The organism is Nocardiopsis deserti, assembly GCF_008638355.1.
In the GTDB taxonomy this organism is placed as follows: domain Bacteria; phylum Actinomycetota; class Actinomycetes; order Streptosporangiales; family Streptosporangiaceae; genus Nocardiopsis; species Nocardiopsis alborubida.
The window spans coordinates 274,050-289,444 of record NZ_VWVS01000001.1 but is presented as its reverse complement, the minus strand read 5'-3'; the positions used below and the strand labels follow the sequence as shown (position 1 = coordinate 289,444).

At 73.2% G+C, this 15,395-nt stretch carries 14 protein-coding genes; 7 read left to right on the top strand and 7 right to left on the bottom strand.

Annotated features, from left to right (window positions below; all coding sequences use genetic code 11):
* Positions 1-150 precede the first annotated feature (150 nt).
* The 3 genes from FYW99_RS11015 to FYW99_RS11005 all read right to left on the bottom strand — a co-directional run bounded on the left by FYW99_RS11015 (position 151) and on the right by FYW99_RS11005 (position 2,640).
* Positions 151-1,179, bottom strand: coding sequence for a DUF4429 domain-containing protein (locus tag FYW99_RS11015; protein ID WP_150251916.1), 1,029 nt, complete (start codon positions 1,177-1,179; stop codon positions 151-153).
* A 103-nt stretch (positions 1,180-1,282) separates the two neighbouring features.
* Positions 1,283-2,278, bottom strand: a complete 996-nt coding sequence (locus FYW99_RS11010) for a glycosyltransferase family 2 protein (RefSeq protein WP_150251915.1) — start codon at positions 2,276-2,278, stop codon at positions 1,283-1,285.
* Positions 2,279-2,403: 125 nt separating this feature from the next.
* Complete coding sequence (locus FYW99_RS11005) at positions 2,404-2,640, bottom strand: TM2 domain-containing protein (RefSeq protein WP_150251914.1); 237 nt, start codon at positions 2,638-2,640, stop codon at positions 2,404-2,406.
* Positions 2,641-3,030: 390 nt separating this feature from the next.
* On the opposite strand from FYW99_RS11005, the gene FYW99_RS11000 reads away from it, so the two are divergent.
* The 4 genes from FYW99_RS11000 (at position 3,031) to FYW99_RS10985 (ending at position 7,723) form a co-directional block, all read left to right on the top strand.
* The gene (locus FYW99_RS11000) at positions 3,031-4,527 is read left to right on the top strand and encodes an LCP family protein (RefSeq protein WP_150251913.1); all 1,497 of its coding nucleotides are present in this window, start codon (positions 3,031-3,033) and stop codon (positions 4,525-4,527) included.
* A 19-nt stretch (positions 4,528-4,546) separates the two neighbouring features.
* Entirely contained in the window at positions 4,547-5,248 is a 702-nt protein-coding gene (locus tag FYW99_RS10995; protein WP_150251912.1) for a YIP1 family protein, read from the top strand.
* A 231-nt stretch (positions 5,249-5,479) separates the two neighbouring features.
* Complete coding sequence (locus tag FYW99_RS10990) at positions 5,480-6,811, top strand: UDP-glucose dehydrogenase family protein (protein WP_150251911.1); 1,332 nt, start codon at positions 5,480-5,482, stop codon at positions 6,809-6,811.
* Between the two features lie 168 nt (positions 6,812-6,979).
* Positions 6,980-7,723: a TNT domain-containing protein gene (locus tag FYW99_RS10985; protein ID WP_150251910.1), complete on the top strand. Its 744-nt coding sequence runs from the start codon at positions 6,980-6,982 to the stop codon at positions 7,721-7,723.
* A gap of 127 nt (positions 7,724-7,850) precedes the next feature.
* On the opposite strand, the gene FYW99_RS10980 is transcribed toward FYW99_RS10985, so the two are convergent.
* Positions 7,851-9,392, bottom strand: coding sequence for an MFS transporter (locus FYW99_RS10980; RefSeq protein WP_150251909.1), 1,542 nt, complete (start codon positions 9,390-9,392; stop codon positions 7,851-7,853).
* A 70-nt stretch (positions 9,393-9,462) separates the two neighbouring features.
* On the opposite strand from FYW99_RS10980, the gene FYW99_RS10975 reads away from it, so the two are divergent.
* Complete coding sequence (locus tag FYW99_RS10975; RefSeq protein WP_150251908.1) at positions 9,463-10,035, top strand: TetR/AcrR family transcriptional regulator; 573 nt, start codon at positions 9,463-9,465, stop codon at positions 10,033-10,035.
* 62 nt (positions 10,036-10,097) lie between these two features.
* Here FYW99_RS10975 and purE read toward each other — a convergent pair whose 3' ends face one another.
* Together purE and FYW99_RS10965 are read right to left on the bottom strand one after the other, a co-directional pair.
* The gene (gene purE / locus FYW99_RS10970) at positions 10,098-10,652 is read right to left on the bottom strand and encodes a 5-(carboxyamino)imidazole ribonucleotide mutase (protein WP_223838925.1); all 555 of its coding nucleotides are present in this window, start codon (positions 10,650-10,652) and stop codon (positions 10,098-10,100) included.
* Positions 10,649-11,806: a 5-(carboxyamino)imidazole ribonucleotide synthase gene (locus tag FYW99_RS10965; protein ID WP_082768506.1), complete on the bottom strand. Its 1,158-nt coding sequence runs from the start codon at positions 11,804-11,806 to the stop codon at positions 10,649-10,651. The genes purE and FYW99_RS10965 overlap by 4 nt, the downstream gene beginning before the upstream one ends.
* A gap of 256 nt (positions 11,807-12,062) precedes the next feature.
* On the opposite strand from FYW99_RS10965, the gene FYW99_RS10960 reads away from it, so the two are divergent.
* Positions 12,063-12,572, top strand: a complete 510-nt coding sequence (locus tag FYW99_RS10960; RefSeq protein ID WP_150251907.1) for a GtrA family protein — start codon at positions 12,063-12,065, stop codon at positions 12,570-12,572.
* Here the strand turns inward: FYW99_RS10960 and FYW99_RS10955 are convergent.
* Positions 12,569-13,630, bottom strand: a complete 1,062-nt coding sequence (locus tag FYW99_RS10955; protein WP_190394634.1) for a CPBP family intramembrane glutamic endopeptidase — start codon at positions 13,628-13,630, stop codon at positions 12,569-12,571. The two genes, FYW99_RS10960 and FYW99_RS10955, sit on opposite strands and share 4 nt — an antisense overlap.
* A 473-nt stretch (positions 13,631-14,103) precedes the next feature.
* Between FYW99_RS10955 and FYW99_RS10950 the strand changes: the two genes are divergently transcribed.
* On the top strand, positions 14,104-15,243 hold the full coding sequence (locus tag FYW99_RS10950; RefSeq protein WP_150251906.1) for an Mrp/NBP35 family ATP-binding protein: 1,140 nt from the start codon (positions 14,104-14,106) through the stop codon (positions 15,241-15,243).
* The last annotated feature ends 152 nt before the right edge of the window (positions 15,244-15,395 follow it).

The following is a 15,395-nucleotide window of genomic DNA, read 5'->3' as shown; positions in this document are numbered from 1 at the left end:
CGCACCCCACCGACCCCACCGTCCCCACCGTCCCCACCGACCCCACCGACCCCACCGACCCCACCGACCCCACCGACCCCACCGACCCCACCGACCCCACCGACCCCACCGACAGGATCACACCGGCGGGGCCCGGACAGGACGGACGCCTCAGATCCGGCCGAGGAGTTCGGCCTTCTTGGCGGAGAACTCCTCGTCGGTGAGCAGTCCCCTGGCGTGCAGCTCGCCCAGGTGCTCGATCTGCCGGAAGATCCACTCGGTGTCGGGGAGCCCGGCCGCCTCCCCGGAGGCGGCCCCCGTTCCCGCGCCGGGCCCGGCGTTCTCCGTGCCCGCGTCCGTGTCCGGGGCCGCGGATCCCACTGTCAGGCTCCGCAGCTGGTCCGTCGACCGCACCGCCGCGTCCAGCCACCACCGGGGGTCCCTGAGCCTGGCGGCGACGCCGCGCCCCTCCGGGCCGCCGGCCCCCGGTGCCGCCGCGGCCCACACGTGGGCGGTGACCGTCGCGGCCATGAGCAGGGTGTCGTAGCCCTGCGCGCCCTCCTCGGCGACGAGGGCGCGCAGGTCCTGCTTGGGTTTCCCGGCGTCCTTGCCGGCGTCGGCGGTGACCAGGCGCATGTAGCCCCGCTCCCAGCCGTCGGAGGGCGCCCAGTCCACCCCGGTGATCTCGGAGAGGTCGTACTCGCGGCGCTGCGCCCTGCGCTTGCGCCCGCTCGCCTCGCCGCCGGACCAGACCAGGCGCACGGTGGAGCCGTCCAGGGTCGCGGTGCCCTCGGAGGTCTGGATGTGGAAGGGCAGGCGGGGCACCAGGAGGGCGGCCGTGTCGGGGGCGGGCGGCCCGCTCTGCTCGGCGGCGAAGCGGATCTGGTCGGCCAGGTACTCGGCGACCAGTTCGCCGCTGGCCTGGCCGGTGAGCCGGAAGGGCTGGGACTTCTCCTTGAGCATCGCGCCGACCGCCGCGTAGGGGTCGGTCCGCTCGTGCAGGCGCAGTTGCAGCACCCATCCCTTCCTGCGGCCCGCGCCGGGCTGGAAGTCGACCTCGGCGATCGCGGCCACGGGGAGTTCGAGCTGGCCGATCCGTTTGAGCAGGGGGTCCTTGAACCAGCCCTGGGCCTCGTACCTGATCGCGACCGTCTCACCGTCGAACCGCCACACGGCCTGGTCACCGCGCAAGTCGTCCATGACGCCCACTTTCCGTTCCCTGTCGCTCTTCCCACTGCTTAGCAGAAGGCCCGCTCCGGCACGAGGGAGGGCCGGGGCCGGAAACGGCCGGGGTGAGGGCGCTTCAGGTCCGGGCGGCCTGCGCCGTACGCGAGTCCGAGCCGAGTCCGGGCGGGCTGGTGATGAACCCGGCGCCCCAGGACATGTGCATGGTGGCCAGCGCGAACGGGATCATCGGCAGGCTGGCGGCGGGCAGGCCGCGGCCGAGCGGCACCGACGCGGCGGTGACCAGCGCCAGGTAGGCGGCCGGGACCAGGAACAGCGGCCAGAGGAAGAAGCCGCCGACCAGACCGACGACCACACCGGTCAGGGCGACGGGCGGGGCCAGGTAGCGCAGGTTGATGGTGCCCTTGTGCTGGCGGGAGACCACCCTGCGCCAGCGGCCGTAGTGGAAGTACTGCTTGGCGAGCAGGCGCGCGTTGCGCCGGGGACGGTAGGAGACCCGCATGCGCGGCTGGAACCACACCGTGCCGCCGGTGGTGCGGATGCGGTGGTTCATCTCCCAGTCCTGGGCCCGCAGGAACGCCTCGTCGTAGCCGCCGACCCGCTCCAGCGCCGAACGCCGGAAGACGCCCAGGTACACGGTGTCTGCCGGGCCGCCCTCGCCGCCGGTGTGGAAGCGCGCGTTGCCCACGCCCACCTTGGAGGTCATGGCGGCGGCGACCGCCCTCTCCCAGGGGGTCGTGCCCTCGGCTGCCATGATCCCGCCGACGTTGTCGGCGCCGGTCTCGCGGAGCGTCTCCACCGCCACACGCAGGTAGTCCGAGGGCATCATGGCGTGCCCGTCGATGCGGGCGACGATGTCGTGCGAGGAGGCTCCGATGGCGGCGTTGAGCCCGGAGGGGGTCCTCCCCGTGGGGTTGTCCACCACCTTGACGCGCGGGTCGGCGGCGGCGATCCCGTCGGCGACCTCGCGGGTGCGGTCCGAGGAGGGCCCGACCCCGAGCACGACCTCCAGTTCGCCCGGGTAGTCCTGGGCGAGGACGTGCTCCACCGCGGCGGCGAGGTGGCGCTCTTCGTTGAGTACGGGCATGACGACGGAGACAGGCGGCCAGGACACGGGCACTTCCCAGGGTCAAGACGTGTCGGGACTGCGTAGGAGCGTGTCGTACGCGCGTCAACGGTACTGCACGCCCGCCGTGGCCCCGGCCCGGCGCGAACCCGCCGGGCCGGGGCCGCGGTGCCTCAGCCCTGGTTCTTGACGGGCCTGCCCTCGGCGTCCTTGAACGAGCCGACGATGATCATGATCAGGTCGATGAGCGTCCAGACGCCGACGCCGCCGCAGGTGACGATCATCAGGATGCCGGTGCCGATCTTGCCCGTGTAGAAGCGGTGGACGCCGATCGTGCCCAGGAACAGGCAGAGCAGGAGGGCCACGAGCCAGTTCCTGCTGGAGACGGCCTCGGGGTAGGGGTGGGTCACTGGAACTCCGTGCTGCGAGAGGGATGTGGTGAGGGGGACGGTGCGCGGCGGGCGCACCCCGCGCGGGCCCCTTTCGGATACGGCGGGGGTCGCGTTCGGCCGCGGACCGGGCCAGGACATGGTCAGGCCCGACGTGACCGGGCCCGACGTGACCGGGCCAGGACATTGTCACCGCACCGGACCGCGATTTCGGTCACGTGGTGGTACCGGATACGGCTCAGGATGGCACCGTTCGCACGGAACCCCCGCGCAGTTCACGGCGTCATAACAAGGGGACGGACAGGCAAAGGGGAGGACAACACGCCGGGGGTCGACATCTCGCGCGCTTCGGCGAATCGGGTGACAACCTAGAGATAAGGACACCGTTGACCGGTTGGGACGGGGACGCCGATGAGCGATGACAGGGCGGGACGGCACGGGCCCGCGGAGGAGTTCCGCCGCCAGCGCTCGCAGCCCCTCCCGCCCGAGCGCTCCCCCAGGTCAGGACGGGTTACCGTGCCCAGCGCCGCCACCCGCCGGCGCCGCACCGGCCTGCTGGTGATGAGCGCGCTGTCGGCGCTGGTCCTGCTCGCCTCGGGCACCTCGTGGGCGCTCACCGGGTGGATGTCGGGGGCCCTGAACCGGTTCGACGTGTTCGGCGGCCTGTCCGAGGAGGGCCGTCCCGAACAGACCGGCGGCCTGACCTTCCTGGTGATCGGCTCCGACAACCGGGACGAGATGAGCGCGGAGGCCCAGGAGGACCTGAGCGTGGGCTCCACCCCGGGCCAGCGCTCCGACAGCATGATGCTGGTGCGGCTCAACCACGACCGCGACCAGCTCACCGTCGTCGGCATCCCCCGGGACCTGTGGGTGGACATCCCCGGCCAGGGCCCCGACAAGATCAACGCCGCCTACGCCCACGGCGGCCCGCAGCTGGCCGTGCGGACCGTGGAGTCGGTGACCGACGTGCGCATCGACCACTACGTCGAGGTGGACTTCAACGGCTTCGTGGACGTGGTGGACGCCCTGGGCGGCATCGAGGTGTGCCTGCCCGAGGCGATCCACGACCCCAAGGCCCAGCTGGACATGGAGGCGGGCACGCACCGGGTGGACGGGACCGAGGCCCTGGCCTTCTCCCGCACCCGCGCCACCTCGCGCGGCGACCTGGACCGGATCGAGCGCCAGCAGCAGGTCCTGTCCGCCATGCTCGACCAGGCGATGAGCACCGAGACGCTCTCCGACCCGGCCAAGCTGACCGACTTCCTGGACAGCGCCCTGTCGTCGGTGACCGTGGACCAGGGACTGGACACCAGTACCATCAACGAGCTCGCGTACCAGATGCGCGACCTGGACATGAGCGAGGTCACCTTCACGCAGGTGCCCATCGCCGACATGGAGTACTGGACGCCGCGCGGCGACGTCGCCGTGCTGTGGGACGAGCCCGCCGCCCGCGAGCTGTTCGCCGCGGTCCGTGCCGACCGGCCCGTCGGCGAGTCCCCCGAGGAGGAGGCGCAGGCCGGGTCCGAGCTCCGGCCCGGCGACATCCGGGTCCAGGTGTTCAACGGGATCGGCACCGCGGGCCTGGGCGCGCAGCTGGACGCCGACCTGGCCGCGGCCGGGTTCCAGGTGTCCTCCCCGGCGCGGAACTGGAGCAGCCTCGACGTCGCCACCACCCAGGTGCGCCACGGACCGGGCGACGCGGCCGCGGCCGAGTACGTGGCCGGGATGATGCCGGGCTCCCAGGCGGTCGAGGACACCGCCCTGGACGGTGAGCTCCAGATCGTGATCGGATTCGACTACACGGCGTTCGAGGCCCCGCAGACCGCGGACGCCACCCCGGAGGAGGAGCCGTCGGCCGGAGAGGAGTCCGGCTCGGTCTCGACCGCTCAGGAGAACGTCTGCGGGTGACGCGAGGGAAGGATTCACCGTGCTGCACCACCTGGTAGGCCTGCTCGGCGGCGTCGCCCTGGCCCCCGTGCTGTGGGTCGCCGCGGCCTGGTCGTCCGGCCTGCTCCCCCGGTTCGCCGAGGGTGAGGTGAGCGTGGCGACGGTGTCGTCGGCGGTGGTGCTGGGGCTGCTGGGCGCCGTGTGCGCCTACCTGGTGGCGTCCCGGCTGTCGCCGCTGGTGGCCGGGGCCAGCGGGGCGCTGCTCACCGTGCTGAGCCTGTGGCCGGTCGCGCACCCCGCGTCCATGGAGGCGGCGCTGTCCTGGCTGAACGAGGACAGCTTCCTCTACCCCTCGGGCGCGGGCCTGGCCGTGGCGCTGCCGCTGGGGACGCTGCTGCTGTTCTCCGCCGCGATGCCCGTCCGGTGGCGTGCCGCGGTCGACGGGGCCTCGCCCTCCGGCGGCCGGGTCGTGGCCCGCGCCAGCCGGGAGGAGTACCGGCGCGGGACGGTCGGCGACACGGTCCCGGACGCGGTCCCCGATGTTCCGGCCCCGGCACACCTCGCTGACGAGCCCGCCGCCGACCCCGCCGCCGGGTTCGGCGGCGGCCTGGGCGCCGACCCCGGCGGCTTCGAGGACGACCCGGACAGGACGACCACGCCCTTCCACCGCGGTGAGAACGGCACCGGGTGGACCCCCCTGGACGGGGGCGGGCGCGGGCCGAGATTCGGTCGCCGGCGCTGAAAGCGCCCCCGTGACCGATACGCCGCACCCACCGGTAACCTGAGCGCCTGACTGTTCACGCGGCGTTCGGTCGTGCGCCACACCCCGGCGCGTAAGGTGATGCATCGCGCCCCGGGCACACCCGTAGGCTGAACAATGTCCGTTTTCTGCCCTCAAGCAGGGTGTTGACCGCCTCCAGCGGGCACAACCTAGCGACACGGGAGCGGACGAAAGCGAGGAAGGACACCACCAGTGGTCGAAGCGGACCGTATGCGCGTCTCCGTCATCGGTACCGGGTACCTGGGTGCCACCACCGCGGCCTGCCTGGCCGAGATGGGGTTCGAGGTCCTGGGACTCGACGTCGACGAGGCCAAGATCGACATGCTCCGCTCCGGCAGGGTCCCCTTCTTCGAGCCCGGGCTCGAGGAGCTGCTCACCGCGAACCTGGGGACCGGCCGCCTGCACTTCACGACCTCCTTCGCCGAGGCCGCGGAGTTCGCCGACCTGCACCTGATCTGCGTGGGCACGCCGCAGCGCGACGACTCCGGCGCGGCCGACCTGCGCTACGTCAACGCCGCGGTGGACCAGCTGGCCCCGCACCTGACCCGGCCCACCGTGGTCGTGGGCCGCTCCACCGTCCCCGTCGGCACCGCGGCGACCCTGGCAGCACGGCTGTCCGCGCTGGCCCCCGCCGGCGAGGAGGCCGAGCTGGGGTGGAGCCCGGAGTTCCTGCGCGAGGGCTTCGGGGTGGAGGACACCCTGCACCCGAACCGGATCGTGATCGGCACCGACTCCCCCCGGGTCGAGAAGGCCGTGCGCGCCCTGTGGCAGCGCCAGATCGACGACGGCGTCCCCTTCCTGCTGACCGACCTCCAGACCGCCGAGCTGGTCAAGGTGTCGGCCAACGCCTTCCTGGCCACGAAGATCTCCTTCATCAACGCCATGGCGGAGGTGTCGGAGGTGGCCGGGGCCGACGTCATCCAGCTGGCCGAGGCGCTGTCCTACGACGACCGCATCGGCGGCAAGTTCCTCGGTCCGGGTCTGGGCTTCGGCGGCGGCTGCCTGCCCAAGGACATCCGCGCGTTCATGGCGCGCGCCGACGAGCTGGGCGTGGAGCCCGCGCTGTCCTTCCTGCGCGAGGTGGACGCGATCAACCAGCGCCGCCGCGCGCGCACCATCGACATCGCCCGCCAGCTGATCGGCGGGAGCTTCGCCGGTCGCACGGTGACCGTTCTGGGCGCGGCGTTCAAACCCAACTCCGACGACATCCGCGACTCGCCCGCCCTGGACGTGGCCTCCACCATCGCCTCCCTGGGCGCCCAGGTGACGGTGTACGACCCGCAGGCCCTGGAGCGGGCGCGCGAGGCGCACCCGGAGCTGAACTACGCCGACTCCATGCTGGCGGCGGCGCGCGGCGCCGACGTGGTGCTGCTGCTCACCGAGTGGGCGGAGTTCCGCGAGGCCAACCCGGAGGAGCTGGCCGGAGTGGTGGCCCGCAAGCGCATCGTGGACGGGCGCAACGCGCTCGACCCCACGTTCTGGCGTGCCTCGGGCTGGACCTACCGGGCGCTGGGCCGCCAGTAGCCCCTCCCCCTCGTCACGCACGACGGCCGGACCCGCGCGGGTCCGGCCGTCCGCCTTTTCGGCCGGAACCCCGATCGTGACGCACTGACCATGGTTGACTTCACTCCGTAGTTACTTGAGTACGTCTGGCGCCGTGCCGGGCGTCCGAGGACGGACGGAGTCCCACCCGTGAAGCTTTCCGTGACGGTCGGCACCGCGCTGGCCCTGCTCCTGGCGGCCCAGCCCGCCCACGCGGTGCCCGCGCCGCCCGCGCCCTCGGTGTCGCTCGCGCCGCAGGAGGCACGGTGCCCGGTGCTCGACCCCCCGCCGAGCGAGGAGGACCTGGAGCGGTACCTGTGCGGCGACCGCCGCCTGGGCCCCGCCGACCTGCCCGAGGACGGACCGGTCGGCACGCTGATGGAGGGGTACGAGCGGCTCGGCGGCCTCACCCCCGTCGCGTTCCTGGACCGCTGGGCCACACCCGAGGGCTGGGACTACCCCGACCACATGGGCTTCGTGGTGGAGGACGGCGAGCCGGTGACCGAGCTGCGGGTCCTGCCCGAGGGGTGGATGCTGGACCGGTTCGGGTCCCCGCGCGGCACGTTCCTGGCTCCGGCGGGGGCGCGGTACGAACAGCGCGCCCTGCCGCCGGACTCGCTGAACACCTGGCCGGACGGGCCCGAGCACAACTACAACTGCTACGAGGTGACCGAGGAGTTCACCGCCCTGGTGGGGCCGATCGCCCCGCACTTCGAGCAGCCCGGCGGAGGCGAGCAGGTGCTCGTCCCCGCCGAGGGGCTCGTGGAGGCGCCCGGGGCGGAGTACGCCTCGGTCAGGCAGCTCTTGGAGGGCGGCCACCTGGAACAGCGCCCGGCCGGGGAGTGCGTCCTGACCGAGGGCTTCGCCGGTTACCTCGGCACCGCCCCGAGGTGAACGGGCGCCGGTGCGCCCGCCCCGTGGGGTTCGCGCGCACCGGCGCGTCGTCGGCCGGAGCCGGAGCGGGCAGCCGCCGGTGCGGGGCGCGCGGTGTGGACGGCGACCGGTGTGGACGGCTCTCCGGTCACGGACGGGCCGGCGCGTCGTCGGCCGGGGCCGGTGCGCCGGACTCCTCTCCCGTCCCGGGCGGTAGCCTGCGCAGGGCGACGGCGACCAGGAGCGCGATCGCGGCCAGGACGCCCGCGCCGATGAGGGCGGCGGTGTTGACCCCGGCCGTGTAGGCGGTGAAGGCCGCGTCGAGCAGGGCTCCGGGGTCCTGTGCCCCCGGGGCGGCGGCCAGGGCTCCGGTGACGGTCTCGGCCGCGCCCCCGTCCACCGAGGGCAGCTCGTCCGCCACGGTCGTGCGGTAGACGGTGGCGGCCGCGGTGCCCAGGACCGCGATGCCCAGGGCGGCGCCGAACTCGGTGCTGGTCTCGGAGATCCCCGCGGCGGCACCGGCGCGCTCGCGGGGTGCCGTGGCCAGGACCAGGGTGTTGGCCAGGGTCGCGACGACGCCGACGCCGCAGGTCAGCAGGGTGTAGCCGCCGAGGAACACCGCCAGGTGCGTGTCGGTGTCCACCAGGCCCACGACCGCGAACCCCACCGCGCTGAGGGCCAGTCCTCCCGCCATGAGCGCGCCGGGGCGGACCCGGGGCGCGGCCGCGCCGGCCAGGGTCGCCCCCAGGACGGTGCCCAGGAGCGTCGGCAGACCCCACAGGGCCGCGTGGAGCGGGCTCAACCCGTGCACGGTCTGGAGGAAGGTGAAGGTCAGGAGCCCCATTCCCCCGGCGGCGAAGGCCACGACGGTGTTGCCGCTGACCGCGGCGGTGAACGCGGGGCGGGTGAAGAGCGAGACGTCCATCAGCGGGTGCGCGGCGCGGCGCTGCCGGAGCACGAACAGCGCCAGGAGGGCCGCTCCGACCGCCAGGGCGGTGAGGGCGTGGAGGTCGATCCCGTGCTCGGCCAGGCGTTTGACCGCGTGGACCAGGCCGAGGACGGCGGCGAGCGAGAGGGCCGCACCCGGCAGGTCGAAGCCGGCCGCCTCCGGGTCGCGCGACTCGGGGACGAGCAGGGGCGCGGCGACCACCAGCACGACCATGAACGGCAGGTTGACGAGGAAGACCGAGCCCCACCAGAAGAACTCCAGGAGCAGCCCGCCGAGGATCGGCCCGGCCACCGCGCCGCCGGTGAAGGCGACGGTCCAGGCACCGACCGCCGTGCCGCGCTGCCGGGGGTCGGTGAACATGTCGCGGACCAGGGAGAGCGTGGAGGGCGCCAGGGTCGCCCCGGCCACGCCCAGCAGGACCCGCCCGGCGATGAACAGCTCCGCCGTGGGCGCCAGCGCCAGCAGCGCGGACGCGGCGCCGAAGAGCACCCCGCCGGTGAGCAGCAGCCGCCTGCGGCCGATCCGGTCGCCCAGACCGCCCATGGTGACGAGCAGTCCGGCCATCACGAAGCCGTAGACGTCCATCATCCACAGCCACTGCGCGGACGTGGGTTGGAGCGCCTCGGCGATGGCGGGCGCGGCGACGAAGAGCACCGAGATGTCCATGGACACCAGCAGCGCCGGGATGAGCAGGCAGACCAGTCCGGCCCACGTACGGGCGGTGGCACGTTGAGGATTCATGGCCGTGATCGTACGTACGTCAAAATCAGGTGTCAATATGTACGTACGTTCAAGTGGTAGGATCACCGGCATGAGCCAACGCGAAGACCTGCTGGCGGGCGCCAGGAAGTGCCTGGTGGAGAAGGGCTACAACAAGACCACGGCGCGCGACATCGCCGCCGCCTCCGGGGCGCACCTGGCCTCCATCGGGTACCACTTCGGGTCCAAGGACAACCTCATGAACACGGCCGTGATCGAGGCGACCGGGGAGTGGGGCGACACCTTCGAGGCCGCCGTCGGCGCCTCGCGCGCCGAGGCCCCGGCCGACAGGCTGCGCGTCCTGCTCGACGCGCTCTTCCGGACCCTGCCCGAGGAGCGCGACCTGCTCGTCGCCAGTGTCCAGGCCTACGCGCAGGCCCAGTTCGACGACGGTGTCCGCGCCGTCCTGGCCGAGGGCCTCCAGGGCGCCCGCAGGGGGCTGGCCGCGCTCCTGCTCGACCTGGAACCCGGGGAGGTCGACCCCGCCGTCGAGGCCGGTCTGGGCTCCATGGCCTACAACTTCGTCACCGGCTACCTCATCCAGTACCTCATCGACCCCGAGGCGCTGCCGACCGTGGACCAGGCCGTCGAGGGCCTGCGCGTCCTCCTGCCCGCCGGGGACTGAGCGGGCGCGCGAGGGCCCCGGCACCCGTGGACGGGCGCCGGGGCCGTTCGGGCGTGGTCGGGCTAGCGGCCGAAGCCGGTGGGCCTGCCCCCGCTCTCCACCTCACGACGCAGCCGCTCGCCCTTGGCGTGGGCCTGCTCCTTCAGCTCCTCCTGGAAGCGGGCCATGCGCTCGGCGAGCGCGGGGTCGCTGGCCGCCAGGATGCGCACCGCCAGCAGACCCGCGTTGCGGGCCGCGCCCACGGCCACGGTCGCCACCGGCACCCCGGCGGGCATCTGCACGATGGACAGCAGCGAGTCCATGCCGTCGAGGTACTTGAGCGGCACCGGGACGCCCACCACCGGCAGGGTCGTCACCGAGGCCAGCATGCCCGGCAGGTGGGCCGCCCCGCCCGCACCGGCGATGACCACCTTCAGGCCGCGACCGGCGGCCTCGGCTCCGTAGGAGATCATCTCGTGCGGCATGCGGTGAGCCGAGACCACGTCGGCCTCGAAGGGGACGTCGAACTCGCGCAGGGCCTCGGCCGCCTCCCGCATCACCGGCCAGTCGGAGTCCGAGCCCATCACGATGCCCACCACGGGGCCCCTCGCGTCCCGCCCGTTGGCGCTGTCGGTCACTGTTCGTCTCCTCGCAGGTAGGCGGCGGCGTCTCGCGCGCGCGCCAGCAGGTCACGGTAGTCCTCACCCATCACGGTGACGTGCCCGATCTTGCGGCCCGGACGCACGTCCTTGCCGTAGAAGTGCACCTTCACCTCGGGGTCCTTCGCCATCACGTGCAGGTAGCGGCGGTAGACCTCGGGGTCCTCGCCGCCCAGCAGGTTGGCCATGACGGTGTAGGGCGCGTTGGTGCGCGGCGAGCCCAGCGGCAGGTTCAGCACCGCCCTCAGGTGCTGCTCGAACTGGGAGGTGCGCGCGCCCTCGATGCTCCAGTGGCCGGAGTTGTGCGGGCGCATGGCCAACTCGTTGACGACCACGCCGTCGGCGGTCTCGAACAGCTCCACGGCCAGGACCCCGGTCACGTCCAGCGCCTGGGCGATCTCGATGGCCAGCTGCTGGGCGCGGGTGGCCTTGTCCTCGGACAGGCCCGGGGCGGGGGCGATCACCTCGTGGCAGATGCCGCCGCGCTGCACGGTCTCCACGACCGGGTAGACCGCGACCTGCCCGTGCGGGGACCGCGCGACCTGCACGGCGAGCTCGCGCGAGAAGTCCACCTTCTCCTCGACCAGGAGCGGCACCTCCTCGGCGGCGGCGCGGTCCACGACCCCGCGCGCCTCGTCGGCGCCGCCGACGACCCAAACGCCCTTGCCGTCGTAGCCGCCTCGGGCGGCCTTGAGCACGACCGGCCACCCGGTCTCCCCGGCGAAGGCCGTGACGTGCTCCAGGGTGGTGACGGCCCGCCAGCGCGGCGAGGGCGCGTCCAGCTCGGCCATGCGGGTGCGCATGCGCAGTTTGTCCTGGGCGAAGCGCAGCGCGTCGCGGCCGGGGCGCAGCAGGCCCCCGGCCTCCTCGACCGCGCGCAGGACGGGCTCGGGCACGTGCTCGTGGTCGAAGGTGACGACGTCGTGGGCCTTGGCGAAGGCCAGGACGTCGTCGAGGCCGCGGTCGTCGCCCAGGGAGACGTCACCGCACACCAGCGCGGCGCTGTCGGTGGGGCTGGCCGCCAGTACCGAGAAGTCGACCCCCAGGGCGATGCCCGCCTGGTGGGTCATCCGGGAGAGTTGGCCCCCTCCCACCATTCCCACGCGCGGGACGGTGCGGTTACGCTCGCTCACAGTTCCTCAACTCACATGCTGCTCGTCAACCGCGGTGACGGGACGGCCCCGCGCGGCGGGACCTGGCCGGATCGGCTCGGAACCCGCGGCCGGGGCCTTGGTGCGACCCCCGGTTAGAGTCTAGGGCGTGCGAACGCGGCGGTCCCAGGCCCCCGCCGCCCCCGGTCGGCGGCCCGGCCGAGACGGGTCCGCGCCGAGACGGGTCCGCGCGGAGGCGGGCCCGACCACCCCGACCACAGGACCGGAGGCCCAGACCGTGCGGAACTTCCTCGCCCGCCGTCCCAGGATCGCCAAGCTCGTCCGGGAGGTGGGAAAGTTCGGCTCCGTGGGCGCCGTGGCCTACGTGGTGCAGCTGGGAACGACCAACCTGCTGTGGAGCGCGGCCGGGGCGGGTCCGCTCACCGGGCAGGTGATCGGGACGCTGTGCTCGATCGCGGTGGCGTTCGTCGGCAACCGGTTCTGGACCTTCGGCGACCGGGCCCGGACCGGCTACGGCCGCGAGACCGCGCTGTTCCTGCTGATGAACGGCGTCGGGATGCTCCTCCAGCTGGCCTGCCTGGGCTTCTCGGTGTACGTGCTGGGGTTCGACGGCCCGCTCGCGAGCAACATCGCGGGCAACGTGGTGGGGGTGGGCCTGGGCACGCTCTTCCGGTTCTTCTCCTACCGCGCGTGGGTGTTCCCCGAGCAGAACGGCGACCCGGTCCGCGGGCCCGCGAAGGCCCCCTCCGGCGAGCCGGTCGCCCGACCCGGGATCCGCGAGCCCTAACGCGCCGGGGCCGCGCTCCTGCGCCGCACCCCGCGGCGGCCCGCCAACCACACCACCGCCAGCGCGTACAGTCCCACCTGGATCAGGGTCAGCACCAGCACCAGCGGTGTGCCCGCTCCCAGGGGCAGGCCGGAGCCGACCATGACCCCCGTGCCGATCTGCTCCGTGCGGCCCTCGAACACGCACAGCGTGAACTGCACGAGGCTGTTGACCACGTGCAGGCTGATCGCCGCCTCCAGTCCGCCCGTGCGCCAGGTCAGCCAGGACACCCCCAACCCCATGACCGCGAGCGCCGCGGTGGTCCACGGGTCGCCCGGGTGCGTGGCCAGGTACAGCGCCGCGAACAGGGTTCCGCTGGCCAGGACGGCCAGGCTCGGGGAGCGCAGGACCCGGGAGACCGCCGACCCGCCGCGCCGCTCGTCGGGACGGGCTCCGAGCGCGCCCACCAGCTGCATGAGCATGCCGCGCAGGGTCAGCTCCTCGGCCGCCGACTGCAGCGGCACCAGCAGCACGATGACGGTCATCGCCGCGGCGAACACCTCGGTTCCGCCGGAGGCCTCACGGGGCACCAGGTCGGGCCGGAGGAGTTCGGCCAGCGGCAGGAAGGCCACGACGCACAGGGCGACCGGGACGACCGCCGCCGCGGTGCAGCGGACCAGCCAGCCCCAGCGCATCCGCCCCTCGACGGAGAACAGGGAACCGATCCGGCGCCACTGCACGACGCGGACCAGGAAGAGGACGATGGGGATGAACAGCGCCGACGCCAGGAGTCCGAAGGCCATCTCGGCGATCACGCTCAGGGTGACCGAGTCCGGGGCCAGTCCGCTGCCGTTGATGATCGCCACGATCGTCACCGACAGGATGATGGCCATCCACAGGAAGAAGACCAGGACCGCGAGGACGGCCAGGGTGAGCGGCGTGAACCACCAGCGGAAGCGGGACGTCCGGCCCAGCCTGTGGTAGGACTCGTCCCCGGGGAGTTCCGCGCGGGCGAAGTGGTTCCTGCGCACCGGCCTCGGCGGCGGCCAGGCCCACACGTTCGGGTCGGCGGCGGCCACGGCGTAGCCCCCGGGCGGTGTCAACCTCCCCCCTCCGGGAGGATCCGCCCAGGTCTGCTCCTGTGTGTAGGCCCCGGCAGCCCGCCCCTCCGGCCCCTCGGGCGCGGCGGGCCAGGACGAACCAGGCGGTGGCGGCACATTTCCCATCGTGCGCCGAGACTACTATCCGGGCATGTATTGCCAGCGTTAAGGCCACGCCGTTATCGCCTGCTCACGGCACGCACAGGGTGGTGCGCACGGTGCCGGACGGCGCCCTCCGCGCCCCGTGTTCCCCGCGACATCCCTCACACCCTCCCCCCGCGGCCCCTCCCCCGGTCCTTCACGGGCCCCGCGGCACGCCGCCGTGGCGGCGGCCGCACCGGGCGGGTCCACGGGGCACGGAATGCGCGGCACGGCGCCCTCGTTGAAGGAGATGGCCCGCGGGAGCGATCCGGCAGGCCGCCGTCCCGTCCCGCTGACCTACGATTGAGCACATGTCCTCCACACCATCCACCGAGCAGGTGCACACAGCCCTGGCCACGGTGCAAGACCCGGAGATCCACCGCCCCATCACCGATCTCGGCATGGTCAAGAGCGTCGACATCGCCGACGACGGTACCGTGAGCGTCGGCATCTACCTCACGGTGGCCGGATGCCCGATGAAGGGCCGTATCGAGAAGGACGTGACCGCTGCGGTGACCAAGGTCGCCGGGGTCACCTCCGTGCGCGTCGAGCTCGACGTGATGAGCGACGAGCAGCGCAAGGAACTCCAGACCAAGCTGCGCGGCGGCCAGGCGGAGAAGGAGATCCCCTTCGCCAAGCCGAACTCGCTCACCCGCGTCTTCGCCGTCGCCTCCGGCAAGGGCGGCGTCGGCAAGTCCTCCGTCACCGTGAACCTGGCCGCGGCCATGGCCGCCCAGGGCCACAAGGTCGGCGTCGTGGACGCCGACATCTACGGCCACTCGGTGCCCCGCATGCTCGGCGCGTCGGACTTCCCGACCAAGGTCGAGGACATGATCCTGCCGCCCAGCGCGCACGGCATCAAGGTCATCTCGGTCGGCATGTTCACGCAGGGCAACCAGCCTGTGGTGTGGCGGGGCCCGATGCTGCACCGCGCCCTCCAGCAGTTCCTGTCGGACGTGTTCTGGGGCGACCTGGACGTGCTGCTGATGGACCTGCCCCCGGGCACCGGTGACATCGCCATCTCCACCGCGCAGCTGCTGCCCAACGCGGAGCTGCTCGTGGTGACCACCCCGCAGCAGGCCGCCGCCGAGGTCGCCGAGCGCGCGGGCGCCATCACGGCCCAGACCCACCAGCGGATCGCGGGCGTGATCGAGAACATGTCGTACTACCTGCCGCCGGGCGGCGGGGAGCCGGTCCACCTGTTCGGTGAGGGCGGCGGCCGCACGGTCGCCGACGCCCTCACCCGGACGCTGGGCACGGACATCCCGCTGCTGGGCCAGGTCCCGCTGGACACCCGGCTGCGCGAGGGCGGCGACGAGGGCAAGCCCCTGGTGCTGACCGAGCCCGAGGCCGAGGCCAGCAGGGTGATCACCTCGATCGCCGACACCCTGGTCGGCAAGCCCCGCGGGCTGGCCGGTATGCAGCTGGGCATCTCCCCGGCGGGCCGCTAGGCAGCGGTTCTTCGGACCTTCGCCTCGGTCCGTGTCCGGGCGCCCGAGCCAACCTCCTCGAACTGAGGCCGGTCCGAAAGACAGCTCCCGGACGACACCCCCTCAGGGGCTGCGGCCCCGGGCGGCGACGAGGCCCCCGAGCTCCGGGCTCG